Annotated in this window: 14 protein-coding genes and 3 tRNA genes; 6 read left to right on the top strand and 11 right to left on the bottom strand. The window is 63.6% G+C overall.

Annotated features, from left to right (window positions below):
* Nucleotide 1: 1 nt before the first annotated feature.
* On the bottom strand, nt 2-3,256 hold the full coding sequence (gene fdh / locus ACIGGF_RS21045) for a formate dehydrogenase (protein ID WP_397523097.1): 3,255 nt from the start codon (nt 3,254-3,256) through the stop codon (nt 2-4).
* A complete protein-coding gene (locus ACIGGF_RS21040; RefSeq protein ID WP_397523096.1) occupies nt 3,253-3,558 on the bottom strand; it encodes a hypothetical protein in 306 nt (101 codons plus the stop codon). The genes fdh and ACIGGF_RS21040 overlap by 4 nt, the downstream gene beginning before the upstream one ends.
* A gap of 162 nt (nt 3,559-3,720) precedes the next feature.
* On the opposite strand from ACIGGF_RS21040, the gene ACIGGF_RS21035 reads away from it, so the two are divergent.
* A complete protein-coding gene (locus tag ACIGGF_RS21035; RefSeq protein WP_397523095.1) occupies nt 3,721-4,902 on the top strand; it encodes a lipase family protein in 1,182 nt (393 codons plus the stop codon).
* Nucleotides 4,903-4,996: 94 nt separating this feature from the next.
* Here the strand turns inward: ACIGGF_RS21035 and ACIGGF_RS21030 are convergent.
* From ACIGGF_RS21030 to ACIGGF_RS21020, 3 genes are all read right to left on the bottom strand, one after another.
* Nucleotides 4,997-5,069: transfer RNA gene (locus ACIGGF_RS21030), tRNA-Arg, on the bottom strand.
* 55 nt (nt 5,070-5,124) lie between these two features.
* A tRNA-Ser gene (locus ACIGGF_RS21025) sits at nt 5,125-5,214 on the bottom strand.
* Between the two features lie 123 nt (nt 5,215-5,337).
* A complete protein-coding gene (locus ACIGGF_RS21020; protein ID WP_397523094.1) occupies nt 5,338-6,102 on the bottom strand; it encodes a dienelactone hydrolase family protein in 765 nt (254 codons plus the stop codon).
* Between the two features lie 84 nt (nt 6,103-6,186).
* Here ACIGGF_RS21020 and hisC point away from each other — a divergent pair, with 84 nt between their 5' ends.
* The gene (hisC, locus tag ACIGGF_RS21015) at nt 6,187-7,251 is read left to right on the top strand and encodes a histidinol-phosphate transaminase (protein WP_397523093.1); all 1,065 of its coding nucleotides are present in this window, start codon (nt 6,187-6,189) and stop codon (nt 7,249-7,251) included.
* Here the strand turns inward: hisC and ACIGGF_RS21010 are convergent.
* Together ACIGGF_RS21010 and ACIGGF_RS21005 are read right to left on the bottom strand one after the other, a co-directional pair.
* A complete protein-coding gene (locus ACIGGF_RS21010) occupies nt 7,240-8,286 on the bottom strand; it encodes an alpha/beta hydrolase (RefSeq protein ID WP_397523123.1) in 1,047 nt (348 codons plus the stop codon). The two genes, hisC and ACIGGF_RS21010, sit on opposite strands and share 12 nt — an antisense overlap.
* Before the next feature lie 291 nt (nt 8,287-8,577).
* Nucleotides 8,578-8,781: a DUF3072 domain-containing protein gene (locus ACIGGF_RS21005; protein ID WP_366235876.1), complete on the bottom strand. Its 204-nt coding sequence runs from the start codon at nt 8,779-8,781 to the stop codon at nt 8,578-8,580.
* 172 nt (nt 8,782-8,953) lie between these two features.
* Here ACIGGF_RS21005 and ACIGGF_RS21000 point away from each other — a divergent pair, with 172 nt between their 5' ends.
* Nucleotides 8,954-9,280, top strand: coding sequence for an excalibur calcium-binding domain-containing protein (locus ACIGGF_RS21000; protein ID WP_397523122.1), 327 nt, complete (start codon nt 8,954-8,956; stop codon nt 9,278-9,280).
* 78 nt (nt 9,281-9,358) lie between these two features.
* A complete protein-coding gene (locus ACIGGF_RS20995) occupies nt 9,359-10,279 on the top strand; it encodes a pseudouridine synthase (protein ID WP_397523092.1) in 921 nt (306 codons plus the stop codon).
* Nucleotides 10,280-10,286: 7 nt separating this feature from the next.
* Here ACIGGF_RS20995 and ACIGGF_RS20990 read toward each other — a convergent pair whose 3' ends face one another.
* The 3 genes from ACIGGF_RS20990 to ACIGGF_RS20980 all read right to left on the bottom strand — a co-directional run bounded on the left by ACIGGF_RS20990 (nt 10,287) and on the right by ACIGGF_RS20980 (nt 11,866).
* Nucleotides 10,287-11,099: a formate/nitrite transporter family protein gene (locus ACIGGF_RS20990; protein ID WP_397523091.1), complete on the bottom strand. Its 813-nt coding sequence runs from the start codon at nt 11,097-11,099 to the stop codon at nt 10,287-10,289.
* A 106-nt stretch (nt 11,100-11,205) separates the two neighbouring features.
* Nucleotides 11,206-11,295: transfer RNA gene (locus ACIGGF_RS20985), tRNA-Ser, on the bottom strand.
* 58 nt (nt 11,296-11,353) lie between these two features.
* A complete protein-coding gene (locus ACIGGF_RS20980) occupies nt 11,354-11,866 on the bottom strand; it encodes a MarR family winged helix-turn-helix transcriptional regulator (protein WP_397523090.1) in 513 nt (170 codons plus the stop codon).
* 77 nt (nt 11,867-11,943) lie between these two features.
* Here ACIGGF_RS20980 and mgrA point away from each other — a divergent pair, with 77 nt between their 5' ends.
* Complete coding sequence (gene mgrA, locus ACIGGF_RS20975) at nt 11,944-12,978, top strand: L-glyceraldehyde 3-phosphate reductase (protein WP_397523089.1); 1,035 nt, start codon at nt 11,944-11,946, stop codon at nt 12,976-12,978.
* A gap of 81 nt (nt 12,979-13,059) precedes the next feature.
* Nucleotides 13,060-14,049 (top strand): NAD(P)H-quinone oxidoreductase, encoded by a 990-nt coding sequence (locus tag ACIGGF_RS20970; protein WP_397523088.1) that lies wholly within the window; start codon nt 13,060-13,062, stop codon nt 14,047-14,049.
* A 30-nt stretch (nt 14,050-14,079) separates the two neighbouring features.
* Here ACIGGF_RS20970 and ACIGGF_RS20965 read toward each other — a convergent pair whose 3' ends face one another.
* On the bottom strand, nt 14,080-15,285 hold the full coding sequence (locus tag ACIGGF_RS20965; RefSeq protein WP_397523087.1) for a cysteine desulfurase-like protein: 1,206 nt from the start codon (nt 15,283-15,285) through the stop codon (nt 14,080-14,082).
* Nucleotides 15,286-15,389 lie beyond the last annotated feature (104 nt).

The raw sequence follows: 15,389 nt of genomic DNA, 5'->3' as shown, positions 1-15,389 counted from the left end.
ATCACACTCCTGTTCCTGTATCGGCGGTGATGTCGGCGCGCTGCCGATAGCTGTCGACGAGCTCGTTCGCCGCTGGGCCGCGTGGCCGTCGACCCGGCCGAATATCGGCGGTGAAGGCCTTGACCTCCTGGATGTGCGAGTTCGGATCGAGCACGATGGACGAGAGTTCGTTGGCCGCGTCGCCGGTGCTCTGCCCGTTGGGCCCCCAGTGGTACGGAATTCCGATGTGATGGGTCGTTCTCTCACCGACGCGCAACGGGATCATTCGATCGGTCACCAGGACTCGGAGTTCGATGACGCCGCGCGGAGTGAGAACGGTCGCCCAGTCCCCGTTGACCAGACCTCTCTCCGCGGCGAGTTCACGCGAGACCTCACAGAAGGCCTCTGGTTGAAGCTCGTTCAGATACGGAGTCCACCTGGTCATTCCGCCTGCGGTGAAGTGTTCGGTCAGCCGGTAGGTCGTGACGACATACGGATAGATTTCCGCTGCGGCAGTTCCCGCGTCGGGTGCATATCGGTTGTGTCCGTCGTCGTAAACCATCCGACCCGGGTTGCGCTGTTGCGAATACAGCGGATTTTCTATCGGCGAATCCTGGGGCTCGTAGTGCGTCGGCATCGGACCGTCCGTCACACCGGCCGGCGTGTAGAGCCACCCTTTGCCGTCGGCTTGCATGATGAACGGGTCGATACCGGAGAGTGCCTCGACACCCGTCGCATCCTCAGCGGGTCGGTAGTGCGGCGACTTGTTCTTCTCGAAGTCGGGCACGTCGTAGCCGGTCCACTCCTGCGCTGTGTCGTCCCACCACACGAACTTCTTACGCTCGCTCCACGGGGAGCCGTCCGGTGCCGCCGATGCCCGGTTGTACAGAATGCGGCGATTCATCGGCCACGACCAGGCCCACTCCGCGCCCACCCAGTCCTGTTCCTCCGTCGGTTTACGACGAGCAGCTTGATTGACTCCGTCTGCATACACGCCCGAGTAGATCCAACATCCGCACGCTGTACTGCCGTCGGCGGCGAGTTCGGTGTACCCACCGAGTAATTCACCGTCGGCGTTCCAACCGTTGATCTCGGCGAGCACCGACTCGGCTACCGGCTCGGCGGTGGGCCCCTCGGTGAGGTAGTTCCACGTGAGGTCCAGGAGTGGACGGTCTCTGTGGTCGTTCGAGCCGGAGAGCTTCTCCCGAATCACCCGGCCGAGATGGTAGGTGAACCACAGATCGCTACGGGCATCACCATCGGGCTCGACGGCTTGGTGATGCCACTGCAGCATTCGGTTCGTGTTGGTGAAACTGCCGGCCTTCTCGATGTGAGCAGCAGCAGGAAAGAAGAAGACTTCGGTATCGATGTCTTCGGTGCGGAGCTCTCCGGTCTCGATCTCAGGACCGTCCTTCCACCACGTTGCGCTCTCGATGAGGGAGAAGTCGCGCACGACGAGCCAGTCGAGATTCGCCATGCCCAACCGCTGCATCTTTGCGTTCGCCGATCCGACCGCCGGGTTCTCGCCGAGCAGGAAGTAGCCCTTGTTGCGTCCGGCCAGTTGCTCCATGACCGTGTCGTACGTGCTGTGCGAACCCGTCAGCCGAGGCAGATAGTCGAAACAGAAGTCGTTCTCCGCTGTTGCAGCGGTGCCCCACCACGCCTTGAGCAGACTGACGAAGTAGGTATCCATATTGGCCCAGAAGCCTTTTCGGGCTGCGTCGGACTCGATGAACTTATCCAACGTCAACTGGTGCTTGGCGTGCGGCATCGGCAGGTAGCCTGGCAGCAGATTGAACAGCGTAGGGATGTCGCTCGATCCCTGAATGCTGGCATGGCCGCGCAGCGCTTGAATACCGCCGCCGGGACGGCCCATGTTGCCGAGCAACAGTTGCAACACCGAGGCTGCCCGGATGTACTGGGAACCGTTGCTGTGCTGCGTCCATCCGACGGCGTAGACGAACTCACTGGTCCGATCGGGTCCGGAGTTCTCGGTCAGCAGACGACACACCTCGGCGAACACGTCGACAGAGATGCCGCATACCTGTTCGACCATCTCGGGGGTGTATCGCGAATAGTGCTTCTTCAGAATCTGGAACACACATCGCGGATCCTGCAGGGACTCATCGCGCTTGGGGTTGCCCGACATCGCAACACCGCCCGAACCGTGCTGCTCCCCTCGGCCACTGGCCTGAACGGATTCGTCGTCACCTGCGTCCGAACCTTTCGGACGCTCCCGACTACCCGACGCCGCCGAGACCGACATACCGTCGTACTGCCAGGACTCGACATCGTAACCGCGCTCCTCCTCGTCGAAACCGGAGAACAGACCGTCGAGATCCTCTGTGTCGCGGAACTTTTCGTCGACTATCACCGCGGCGTTGGTGTAGTTCACGACAAATTCCTCGAAGTACTTTTCCTCGCTCAGAACGTGATTGACGATCGCACCGAGAAACGCGATGTCGGATCCCGCACGAATGGGAACGTGAAGGTCGGACAACGCGGAGGTGCGGGTGAATCGCGGGTCGACGTGAATGACCTTCGCGCCACGGGCTTTGGCCTCCATCACCCATTGAAACCCGACGGGATGACACTCCGCGAAGTTCGACCCCTCGATGATGATGCAATCGGCGTGTTGCAGATCCTGCAGGAACGTCGTCGCGCCACCGCGCCCCATGGATGTACCGAGGCCGACGACGGTGGAACTGTGACACACGCGAGCTTGATTCTCGATCTGGATGACACCGAGAGCGGTGAACAATTTCTTGATCAGATAGTTTTCCTCGTTGTCCAGTGTGGCCCCGCCCAGACTCGCTATGCCCATCGTGCGATTGACGCGCAAACCGTCGTACTCGTCCTGCCAGTACTGCTTCCGGGTAGCAATCACACGATCCGCCACCATGTCCAGTGCGGTATCGAGGTCGATCTCTTCCCAGTCGTCGGCGCGCGGTCGCCGGTAGAGCACGGTGTGGCGACGCGAATCACCGGTGGTGAGCTGCAGCGACGCGGCACCCTTCGGGCAGAGCCGACCACGGCTGACGGGCGAATCGGGATCGCCCTCGATCTGTACGACCTTCTCGTCTCGGACATAGACGTTCTGAGCGCAGCCGACAGCGCAGTACGGACAGATCGATTTGACCACGCGATCGGCTGTCGCGGTACGAGCACGCAGATTCTTACTGGTCTCCGACTGCACCGCAGCACCACGCCCGAACGGATCCGATCCGGTGAGCTGCCGATACACCGGCCATTGCTCGAAGAAGTGCCTCACACTCATGCTCTCGCCTCCGCCGCCGCGCGCTGCATCTGCTCGTCCGCCTTGGCCCGATCCCGAACCCAGTCGACGACGTCGGAGCGGCGGGTGGGGTTGTGGTGCTCGGGATTGGCCAGTTTCTGCGAACGGGAGGAGATGAACCCCGGACGGTTCCGGTGCTCCGCATCGGCGGTGTCACCGCCGTCGGCAGGCATGCCGGTCGCCAGCAAATACGCCAGGCCAGGGGTGACTCCCGCGATTCGAGCGATCTCGTCGTAGTCGCGGCCGCTCTCGACGAGGGATCGGATTCTGTCGGCTCTGGTCATGGGTCACCTTCCGCGTTGGAGTACACCGATGAATTCGACCTACCCGGAAAAAACGCGATAAACCTGAACGGCAGCACGTATCCATTTCTGCGTTCGGCGACCGCCTCGAGCTGTACGGTGACCGCGGGGATCGGTACGGATCGAGACGAATTTCGGGGGATCATGACTCTGTTCGGTGTGCTCGATCGCGTTCTGACTCGGGGACTGCCCCTGGAGCCTCCCGACGATCCGCATGCCGCGCTCCTGCCGACCCCGATCGACAACGACCCTTTCTTCCTCACCCCTCCCGGCATCGAGGACCTTGCACCCGGTGCGGTCATCCGGCAGCGCACGACCCGCGGTCTGGTGCCCCGGCCGCGAACCGTCCTGCAACAGTTCATGGTGCGATCGACCGACGCGCGGGGTCTGCCCGCCGGCGTCACGGCCTCGCTGCTGATCCCGAGGCGGCCGTGGACCGGACGCGGACCGCGGCCCGTCGTCGCCCACAACGTGGCCATCGATTCCCTCGGTGCCAAGAGCACGCCGTCGTATCGGCTCGTGCACGGTGTCGGTGCCGACCTCCCACCGGTGATGCCGGTATGGCTCGCTCGCGGCTACGCCGTCCTCGTCGCCGATCACCAAGGCCCGCGGATGTCGTACTCCGAAGGCACGATGGCCGGGCATGCCGTCCTGGACGCGCTGCGCGGGATGACGGTCGTCGCCCCGGAGCTCGCCGACAGCCCAGTGGTGGCCTACGGCTACAGCGGCGGTGCCATCGCCACCACGTGGACAGCCCAGCTGCATCCGAGGTACGCGTCGGACGTGAGGTTAGTGGGTGCCGTCGCCGGTGGAACGCCCACCGACTTCTCGATGCTGCTCGACACCATGAACGGCACCATCGCGGCCGGCCTGCTGGGTGCGGCGAGCATGGGTCTCGCGCGTGAGCATCCCGAGATGGTGGAGTTGTTCGGTCCCAAGGCGCTGCTGTTGGCGTCCTGGGTAAAGGACATGTCCGTACTCCCCCTGGCCTTGGGCGGATTGGTACGCATGCGCATCGAGGACTTGGCGTCCGAGCCTTTCCCGTTCGACTCCGACATCGCGCGACGGGTGATCGCCGCGAACCGACCGGGTGCCGACGCGCCGTCGGTGTCGGTCGCGTTCTTCCACGGTTCCGCAAGCAAAATGATCGGCGATCGCTTCATCCCCGAGGCCGGCGTGACGGCCCTGATCGAGCTGTGGCGCAGCAAGGGTGCCGATGTGCACTACGAGCCCGTGGCAGGCGACCACTTCATCGGCGCCATGACCGGTCTGCCGTTCATGTTGCGTTGGACCGCACAGCAATTCGCGATCAACGGTTCGAGCTAGCTGGCCGAAGCACTCGTTGTCGACTGGACGAGGCTCATCGAACACACTGAAAAGCCCCGAACCGCATCGCTGCAGTTCGGGGCTTCTCCTTCTGTGCGCCCGAAGGGATTCGAACCCCTAACCTCTTGATCCGTAGTCAAGTGCTCTATCCGTTGAGCTACGGGCGCATGTTCAGTTGTGCCGGTTCCAAGGAACCGACGTGCCGATCCTTGCGGATCAGCGTGGCGGAGGCGAGAGGATTTGAACCTCCGGACCCGGTGAAGGGTCAAGTCATTAGCAGTGACTCCCATTCGGCCGCTCTGGCACGCCTCCTAGGCTGCCGGCCCTCTCGGACCGCCGAGGAAAGAGATTACACACGGCAAAGGCCAGAAGGCAAAACGGCTGGTCGACGCCTCTGGTTCGCGCGGCGTTCGCGTAAAAGATGCTTGTTGCTCGTCACCGCATGAAGCTGTCGAACCAATCGAAGATGCGCGTCTGCGCGTCCACCAGAGCGGCCTCGGCCGGGTCGGAGTGGTCGGTACTACCCGGTTGTTCCTGGGGAGAGTCGGCCCGATGCTGAAGACCCGAATAGCTGACGATGTTCGTGGCCACTGAGGCGCGCGTGGCAGCGTCGCGAAGGGCCTCGATGTGTTCGGGTGGGGTGTGCGGGTCGTCCTCGCCGTAGAGACCGAGCCAGGGCGCTTGCAGCTTGGGTGCAGCCTCGACCAACGCAACCGCCTCCGGATTGAGCGGCTCGACGATGCCGGCAGCGGCGACACTGACCGCCGCGCCGACCGGACGACTGGTGGCCACGATGAACGCAGCAGTGCCTGCGTCGTCGAATCCGATGACACCGACGCAATCCGGATAGACGCCGCGCTGGACCAGCCAGTCGGAGGTGGCGTCGAAGTCTGCGAAGAGGTCGTCTCCGAATACCTCTCTGTCGTCGCTATGACCTCGATGGAAGAGATTCGGGGCAACAGCAAGCCACCCTTCCAGCGCCAGTGCACGCAGCAGGTCGAGCAGCGATTGGGGAACTTCCCGCGCCTCGTGGAGAACGATGATTCCGCCGCGCGGCGTGCCGTCCGGTTCGACGACCGTCAGAGGCACCTTCTCTCCCGGCGGAGATTCGTGCGCGGACGTATCCACCTCGTCGTCCGCGCCGACAGTGGGCGCGGTGGCGGACCGAAGGACTGCGGTGTCGCTGAAGATTCCCGACATACTTATCGAAGATAGGACGAACGGTCCGCTCGTGCACAGCAATAACACGGACACGTAGAAGTCAACCCCGAACTCGAGCGCATAATGGCAACCGTGACCGCGCACATCCGCCCCGACCTCGACGCCATCCCCGCTTACATTCCCGGCCGTAGCTTTCCGGGGGCAATAAAGCTGGCGAGCAACGAGACAACGCAAGGCCCGCTGCCCAGCGTGCATGCCGCCATCGCCGAGGCCGTGAGCGGAGTGAACCGCTACCCGGACATTCGGGCGACGGCACTCGTCGAATCGCTGGCGAAGAAGCTCGGAGTTGCGACCGAGAACGTCGCCGCGGGTAACGGTTCGGTTGCACTGTGCCAAGAGGTCGTTCAGATCACGTGTGGCCCCGGGGACGAGGTGCTGTTCGCATGGCGCTCCTTCGAGGCGTACCCGATCATCACGCGCGTCGCCGGTGCGACGCCCGTCCAGGTTCCACTGACCGCAGACCACGTGCACGATCTCGACGCCATGCTCGCGGCCATCACCGACCGCACTCGTCTGATGTTCGTGTGCAACCCCAACAACCCGACCGGAACCGTCGTCCAGCGTGCCGCGCTCGAAGCGTTCCTCGACGCGGTGCCGTCGAACATTCTTGTCGTGCTCGACGAGGCCTACTTCGAGTACACCCGCCCCGCCGCCGACGGCGATCATGTCGACGGAGTGGAACTCGCACGTGGACGACGCAACGTGATCGTGCTGCGGACCTTCTCGAAGGCATACGGTCTTGCCGGCTTGCGGGTGGGCTATGCGGTAGCTGATCCGGACGTGATCACGGCGCTGTCCAAGGTGCGCATCGCGTTCGCGGTCAGCACCATTGCGCAGCAGGCCGCGTTGGCGTCGCTGGAGGCCTCTGCGGAGCTACTGGCCCGCACCGACGCACTCATCGTCGAACGCGACCGAGTGCGCGACGCGCTGGTTGCAGGCGGCTTCGACGTCAACGCATCGCAGTCGAACTTCGTGTGGCTGCCGTTGGCCGAGCGATCCGGCGCATTCGCCGCTGCAGCCGCCGAGCAGGGCGTGCTGTTGCGCGCCTACGGAAACGACGGAGTGCGGGTCACCATCGGCGACCCGCACGAGAACGACGCGTTTCTGAAGTTCGCCCTACAGGCCTAGCGCGCGTTCGAGCGTCGGCCAGGATTCACGCAGGTCGTCCTGCCAGTACGGCCAGCCGTGAATTCCGTAGGGGCGATAGACGGTTGTCGCGGGAATGTCGAGTGCACGCAGTCGCGTATCGAACACGGTCATGCAGTACAGCGCGGCGGCCTCGAGTGGTCCGCCCATCAGCGCGGCTTCCGGTCCGCTGCCGCCGGGACCGAGTTCGTACGGACCGGGCAACCCGGTTCCCACGGAGATGTAGACGTCCTTGCCGCGCAGAGCCTCGGCGTTGGCGGACGGGTCGTGCTGCACCCAACGGGGGTCGGAATTCTCGCCCCACATGTTCGACGCGTTTCCGCCGTTGGTCGCGACGGTCGCGCGGACGGCGTCCTTGAAGTTGGGCTGCGAATTGTCGTAGCAACCACTCAGTCCGGCGACACCGGTGTAGAGGTCGGGGTGACGCGTGATGAGGTCCATCGCGGCCTGCGCGCCCATCGAGACACCCGCGATCGCGTTGGTGCCGTTACCGGAGAAGCGTGCATCGATCAGCGGCGGCAATTCCGACGTCAGGAACGTCTCCCACTTGTTCACACCGAGCACGGGATCCGGCACGTTCCAGTCCGTGTAGTAACTGCTCGATCCACCGACAGGAAGCACGACGTTGACCTGCTTGTCCGCGAAGAAATCGACGATGTCGGTCTTCTGCGTCCAGGTGCTTTCCTTGTAGTCGGATTCCTTGCCCGCACTCACACCGTCGAGCATGTAGAGCGTCGGACGAGACACGGCCTGCGCGGCCGGAAGAAGAACCTGGACCTGGATGGCGCGGCCCATGGAAGGCGAGTCGACCCACACCGCAGCGCGACGGTCGGTCAACATATCGACACGATCGATTCGCGCGGACGCCTGAGGAAGCGACTGGGCCTCGAGGCCGGGAACTGCGCCTCCACCATCAGAACTGCCCGTACCGGGAAGCGGCTGCGCTCCGGCAAGACCGGACCCCAGCAAGGACACTGCCAGGGCAGTTCCCGCTAGTGCCAACACACGACGGTGCATCTGATTGCCCATCCTCCCCCTGCGCACCTCGTCGGGCGCAACACAAACCACATCTGTTACACAACCTACCCACCGAACCGCGCGCACGCCGAAGCTGTGGGTCCGCTCACAATAGCCGCGGGGGAGCGGGTACAAAAGTCTGCGTAATCCTTTGTTACATCTACCGAAGATATAACGGTCTACCTGGTCCGATGCAGTCGGTGGCACCAGCACCGAAAAGGCACTCGATGTGACATCCGGTGGCCCTTTCGGGGGTCGATGTCACATCGAGTGGACTTCTGGGACGTCGATTCAGCCGCGGCCGGTTTCGCCCTGCAACTTGTCGATCATTTCCGACGCCTGTGCCTTGTTGAGGTCCTCGGGAACTTCTTCGCCCGCCTCCTGAGCAAGAGTGCTCAAGTAACTCTTCTGCGGGCCGGTCATCGGCTCGTCGCCGGTGACCCAATCGTCGGGATCCTTCTCGGGGTTCTGATTGACCTGCTCGTTTTCGCTCATACGTTCGTAAGTACGCCGAACGGACGTGTTCCAAACACCGCGTCGATGACGCGCCGACGTAGGTCGAGCGAATGAACTTGATTGACAGTTCAATGACTGCCCGACAAGGCTCCTCTCACACCCCCTCGATAGGAACCCAGTGAAGACAAATAACCTGCTGTTCAAGATTGGTATGTCCAGTGTGATTGCCGCGGCAGCCCTGGTCACCGCCCCCGCCGTCGCTTCGGCCGACCCGATCACCGATTTCCTGTGCGCCAATGGCTCGGCGCAGTTCTGCATACTCCCGCCTCCGCCCGCCGCGTTCGCGCCCCCGCCTGCACCGCAGGCCGCACCCGCCCCGCAGCAGCAGGGCGCGCCGGCCCCGGCACCTCGGCCCAGCGGATTCCAGTACAAGAACTGCGATGCTGCGCGCGACGCCGGTGCCGCACCCGTCTACCGGGACGAATACGGCTACGGCCCCCACCTCGACCGCGACGACGACGGCATCGGCTGCGAGTAGCGAGTTCGCAGTTGTGCAGGCATTTCGCGACGATCTGACTGCACAAGTGCGATCTCGAGGGGCGGATACGCTCACTCGGTGAGACGACGCCAGCAACCGCCCCTGGCGAAGCGGCACGGTCTCGACCCCGCACGCGTCCGCATGCCGGAAGACGGCACGTGGCCCACTGTCCGTGAATTCTTGACGGCCACCCAACAGCGAATCTCGCCGGGGCGCATCGACGAGATGCTCGCGGCGGGCGGGATCGTCGACATGGGCGGCCCGGTGTCCGCCGATGCGCCGTACGTCCCCGGCGAGGCCGTCTGGTTCCACCGCGATCTGCCGTCGGAAACCGTGGTGCCGTTCGACACCTCGATCGTGCACCGGGACGACGCGATACTGGTGGTCGACAAGCCGCATTTTCTCCCGACGATCCCGCGCGGCGGCCACATTCTGCAGACGGCACTGGTGCGACTGCGCCTCGAACTGGACCTGCCGCACTTGGTGCCTGCCCACCGACTCGATCGCGTCACGGCCGGGCTGGTGCTGTTCGTCGTCGACCCCACTGTGCGCGGGGCGTATCAGACGTTGTTTCAGGACCGGAAGGTACACAAGGAGTACGAGGCCATCGCGGCGTACGAACCGTCTTTGACACTTCCCAACGTGGTCCGCAGTCGAATCGTCTCGGACAAGGGCGAGTTCACTGCACGCGAGGTGGACGGAGAACCCAACGCGCACACCGCCGTCGAACTCCTGGAACATCGCGGCGGCATAGGTCGCTACCAGCTGACTCCGTCGACCGGACGCACCCATCAGCTGCGACTGCACATGAATTCACTCGGTGTGCCGATCCTCGGCGACGATCTCTACCCGACGCCCACCGGCCGAGCCGTCGACGATTTCACGGCACCACTCCAATTACTCGCCAGTGCACTCGAATTCACGGACCCGATCTCGAAGTCGTTACGACGCTTCGAGTCCCGATCGAGCTTGGAGCGTTGGGTATCGGACGAGCCGTAGCTTCTGACTACTCGGGATCGGTCTGTCGCTCGGATTTCACGAGTTCCTTCGTACGCACCAGACGCAGAGCGGTGACCAGTACGACGCCGCCGATGATGTTGAACAGCACCGTGTAGCCGAACCATTCGATCCATTGGACGTAGCTCACGTCCGCGCCGGCGTGGATGGCCCCGAAAATCAGCAGGGAATCCAGGACCGAGTGAAACAACTGCAATCCGGCCAGTAGGAAACCGGCTGCCATGGCGGCGACGATCCGCGCCACGTCGGAATTGGTTCCCTGCTGCATGCGGGTCAGCAGCGTCATCGTGCTGCCACCGAGAACAGCCAAGCAGATCGATTGAAGGTTCAGTGGCGCGTCGACGAAGTGATGTGCCGACTCGGACAACACCTCGAGCCACTGCGGAAACGCCTGCGCGATCAACCACATCACGAGCCAACCGCCGATCAGATTGGCCAGCAGTGTCCCGACCCAGAGCTTGACCAGCTGCAGTGGCGTTCCGTCGCGGGACACCACCGCCGCAATCGGCATCAGGAAGTCTTCGGTGAACAGCTCGCCGTGTGCGAGGTAGATGGCCACCAGCCCGATGCCGAACGCCAGTCCTGCCAGTAGATGACTGTCGGTCTCGTCCAGCACCGCGAGATACGCCATCACACCCAGGGCGACTTCGAGTCCACCGAACAATCCGGTGATCAGGACGGTACGTACGGTGCGATGCAATCGCTCGGCACCTTCGGTGACGACAGCGTCGAAACTCTCCTCGAGTTCCTCTTCCAAGGGACCCGGGTTGTCGCCGTCGTTGCGCCGCGCTTGTTCGCTCATCAGCAGCAGTTACCCCGTGGAGCCGAAATTGATACCAGCCCGCCGGTAATCGTCTCGCCGAGACCTTCCGCAAGTGTGCCGGGGCGCGTGACTTCACGAGCCCTGGTGGCGGAAGCGGAGGGATTTGAACCCCCGGACGCTTTTACACGTCTCTCGCTTTCAAGGCGAGTGCATTGGGCCGCTCTGCCACGCTTCCGTGTGCGATCTTAACGGCCGGCCGGCCGGAGGCCCAATCGCCCCTCACTGTCCGCCGCTCATCGCCGCGGTGCCACTGCGGCGGTGCGCGTCGAGGCGTCGACCTTCTCGAAGATGTCGCCGAGCACCTCCAACTCTTTCGTGGAAAGCAGATCGACGAGATGTCGACGGACACCGCGCACATGAGTGGGTGCCGCTTCCGCCAGTCGTCGGCGGCCTTCCTTGGTGATCGTCGCGAGCACACCTCTGCCGTCGTTCACGCAGGTACTGCGCAAGACCATGTCCGCGAGCTCCATTCGCCGGATCTGATGTGTCAGCCGACTTCTCGAGGACAGGACCCCGTCGGCCAGCTCGCTCATCCGGATGGAACCGTCGACCGATTCGGACAACATCACCAAAATGCGGTACTCCGCCATCGACAGATCGTGGCCGTCCTGCAGATCCCTGTTCAGTACCCCCATCAATCGTTGCCCGCCGTCCATGTAGGCGCGCCATGCTTTCATTTCCGCAGTGTCGAGCCACTGCGGGTCCCCCCCGGAACCAATGGCTAGTTCGGCCGTCACGCGTGACATCCTAGGCAAGAAATCTACCGACGAGTAGCTTGCGCTTGTCGAACGTCGGATTCGCGTCCGCGACCTAGGGTCGAGTTATGACAGATCCCAATATCGACCCGCCATACGTTGCCTCAGCCGACAGATACGAGTCCATGCTCTTCCGGCAAGTGGGTTCCCGCGGGCCGAAGCTTCCGGCGATCTCGTTGGGGCTGTGGCACAACTTCGGCGACGACATACCACTGATGAACCAGCGCGCAATCCTTCGTCGCGCTTTCGATCTGGGCATCACGCACTTCGATCTGGCCAACAACTACGGCCCGCCCTACGGCAGCGCGGAGAAGAACTTCGGCCGCATCTTCTCGGAGGACTTCGCCGGCTATCGCGACGAGTTGATCATCTCGAGCAAAGCCGGTTGGGACATGTGGCCGGGCCCCTACGGGTTCGGCGGCTCGCGGAAGTACCTGCTGTCCTCGCTGGACCAATCACTGACACGCATGCGCCTGGAGTACGTCGACATCTTCTACAGCCATCGGCCCGACCACGACACCCCCATCGAGGAGACCGCCGGTGCGCTGATCAGCGCAGTGCAGCAGGGCAAAGCCCTCTACGCGGGCATCAGCTCCTACAAGCCCGAGGGGACGCAGAAGATGGCGGATCTGCTCGCCGCCGCTGGCGTTCCCCTGTTGATCCACCAGCCCAGCTATTCGATGGTCAATCGCTGGATCGAGCCCGAACTGCTCGGCACCCTCGACGCCATCGGGGCGGGCGTCATCGCGTTCTCACCGCTGGCCCAAGGCATGCTCACCGATAGGTACCTCGACGGTATTCCGTCGGATTCACGGGCAGCACAGGGTAAATCGTTGAACCCGGACTGGCTCTCCGACGAGCACATCGGACACCTACGGGCATTGAACGACATCGCCTCGACGCGGGGCCAATCCCTCGCACAGCTCGCGCTGAGCTGGGCCCTGCGCGACCCGCGCGTGACGTCGGTACTGATCGGCGCATCGAGCGTCGAACAGCTCGAGAACAATGTTGCGGCACTGGACAACCTGCACTTCTCCGACGACGAGTTGACGCAGATCGACCAGCACGCCGAGGACTTCGGGATCAACCTCTGGGACCTGTAGGAGTGCCTGCGGCAGTGGTGGAGTTAAGTGCCCTCTGGGGCACCTAACCCCACCACTGCGCCGGAGGCGCACTATGGAGGCATGCGTGCCATCACACTGAAAGAATTCGGCGATCCCGACGTCATGGAGTGGACCGAGGTTCCCGATCCTCGTCCGGATCGCGGGCAGGTGATCGTCGATGTCTCGGCCACCGCCGTCAACCGCGCCGATCTGATGCAGCGGCAAGGAAACTATCCGCCGCCGCCGGGTGCCAGTGACATTCTCGGCCTCGAATGTTCGGGCATCATCTCCGAACTCGGCGAGGGCGTCAGCGGTTGGAACGTGGGCGACCGCGTGTGCGCACTGTTGGCCGGCGGGGGCTACGCCGAGCAGGTCGCCGTACCCGCCACCCAGCTGTTTCCCATCCCAGAGGGTCTCGATCTGCATGTGGCAGCGGCACTTCCGGAAGTGGCCTCCACGGTGTGGTCCAACCTGGTGATGGACGCGCACATGCGCTCGGGCCAAATACTGCTCATCCACGGCGGTGGTAGCGGAATCGGTACCCACGCGATTCAAGTGGCCAAGCAGATGGGCGTCACCGTGGCGGTCACCGCCGGCTCGAAGTACAAGCTGGACATGTGCGCCGATCTCGGCGCAGACATCCTCATCGACTACAAGAACCAGGATTTCGTCGCCGAGATTCGTTCACACACAAAGGATCACGGAGCAGACTTGATCCTGGACAACATGGGTGCCAAGTACCTCGATCGAAATCTCGACGCTCTGGCCATGGACGGCACCGTCGTCACCATCGGAATGCAGGGCGGAGTGAAGGGCGAGTTGAACTTCGGCAAACTCCTCGCCAAGCGCGGATCGGTTCACGCAGCCGGGTTGCGCGGGCGACCCGAGACGGGACCGTCGAGCAAGGCGAACATCGTCGCGGATATGACCGAGCACCTGTGGCCGATGATCTCCGAGGGACGCGTCACCGCCGTCGTGCACGCCGAGATCCCGATAACCGAAGCGCCGCAAGGGCATCGAATGCTCGACGAGTCCGACACCATCGGCAAGGTCATCCTGCGCGTGCAGTGATGTACGCCTGAGGTCGTGCGGCGCAGCCGCTCAGAGAGCGAGTGCAGCGAGCGCTTTGACGAGCTGATCGATTTCGTAGCGGGTGGTGTACGGGGCCAGACCGATGGATACGGCACCACCCTCGTCGTTGACCCCGAGTGCGTCGAGCAGACGACTGCCGCCGTGGGCTCCGCTGACACTGCCGATTCCCGCCTGCGCGAGTTGCTCGGACACCTTCACCGCAGGCACACCCTCGACCGTGAAACTCACGGTGGGGACACGCGTGGGTGCATTGCCCAGCACCATCACGTGATCCAGCTCGTTGAGCGCCTTCATCAAGTAGTCGAAGAGCCCGTCGTGGTAGTGCTGCAGCGATCCGATCGAGAGCTCCAGACGCTCACGACGAGTTCCTGTGGCGGCGTCGTCGAGATTGGCCAGGTAGTCGATAGAGGCCACCACGCCGGCCAACAACGCGTACTGGTGACTGCTGACCTCGAGCCGCTCGGGCCCCTTGGCCGTCGGGTCGAGCGACATCGACGGAAGTTGTTCCAGCAGCGTCGGATCGCGGAAGATCAGCGCGCCCACGGACGGGCCGCCCCACGCAGCAGCATCGATCGCAACGACGTCGGCTCCGAGTTCCTTGATGTCGACGTGCGCATACGGAGCAGCTCCGGCCGCGTCGACGACGATGAGCCCGCCGACCGCGTGCACCAGATCTGCCGCAACTCTCACATCGGGTGCGCTCCCCACGATCGGGGACGCCGCGGTGACTGCGACAAGCCTGGTGGTGGAGGTGATCAGTTCGTCGAACTGCCACGTGGGCAGCTCACAGGTATCGATCTCGACTTCGGCCCACTTGACGTGCGCGCCGGTCCGGCTGGCCACCCGCAGCCAGGGAGCTACGTTCGCCTCCTCGTCCAGACGGGAGAGCACCAGGCCGGTTCCCAGGCCGAGCCGCGAGCTCATCGATTCGGCGAGCCACGACAGTAGCGTCGCGCGATCCGGTCCGATGACGACCCCGGACGGGTACGCGCCCACCAGGTCGGCGATCGCCACGCGCGCGGATTGCAGTAGAGCCGCACTCCGCTTGGCGGCGGTGTTACCGGCCGAGTGGTTGGACGCGCTGTGGCGGAACGCCGTGGACACCGCGGTCGATACGCGATCAGGTGTCAACTGCCCGAGCTGAGGGTCCAGATGAATCCACCCGTCACCGAGAGAGGGGATGGACCCTCTCACTCGTGCGACGTCGTAACCCATGCCGGACACTCTAAGCGCCGACCGGTGAAGCATGTGTTCCACGTCCCGTTTCGCCAGGGAAAGATTGCCCACTCCGCTTCGCCAGGGAAAGATTGCCCACTCCG

Source organism: Rhodococcus sp. NPDC078407, assembly GCF_044542515.1.
Taxonomy (GTDB): Bacteria; Actinomycetota; Actinomycetes; order Mycobacteriales; family Mycobacteriaceae; genus Rhodococcoides.
Note: the sequence above shows the minus strand (reverse complement) of the source record. Positions and strands in the feature narration are given on the sequence as shown.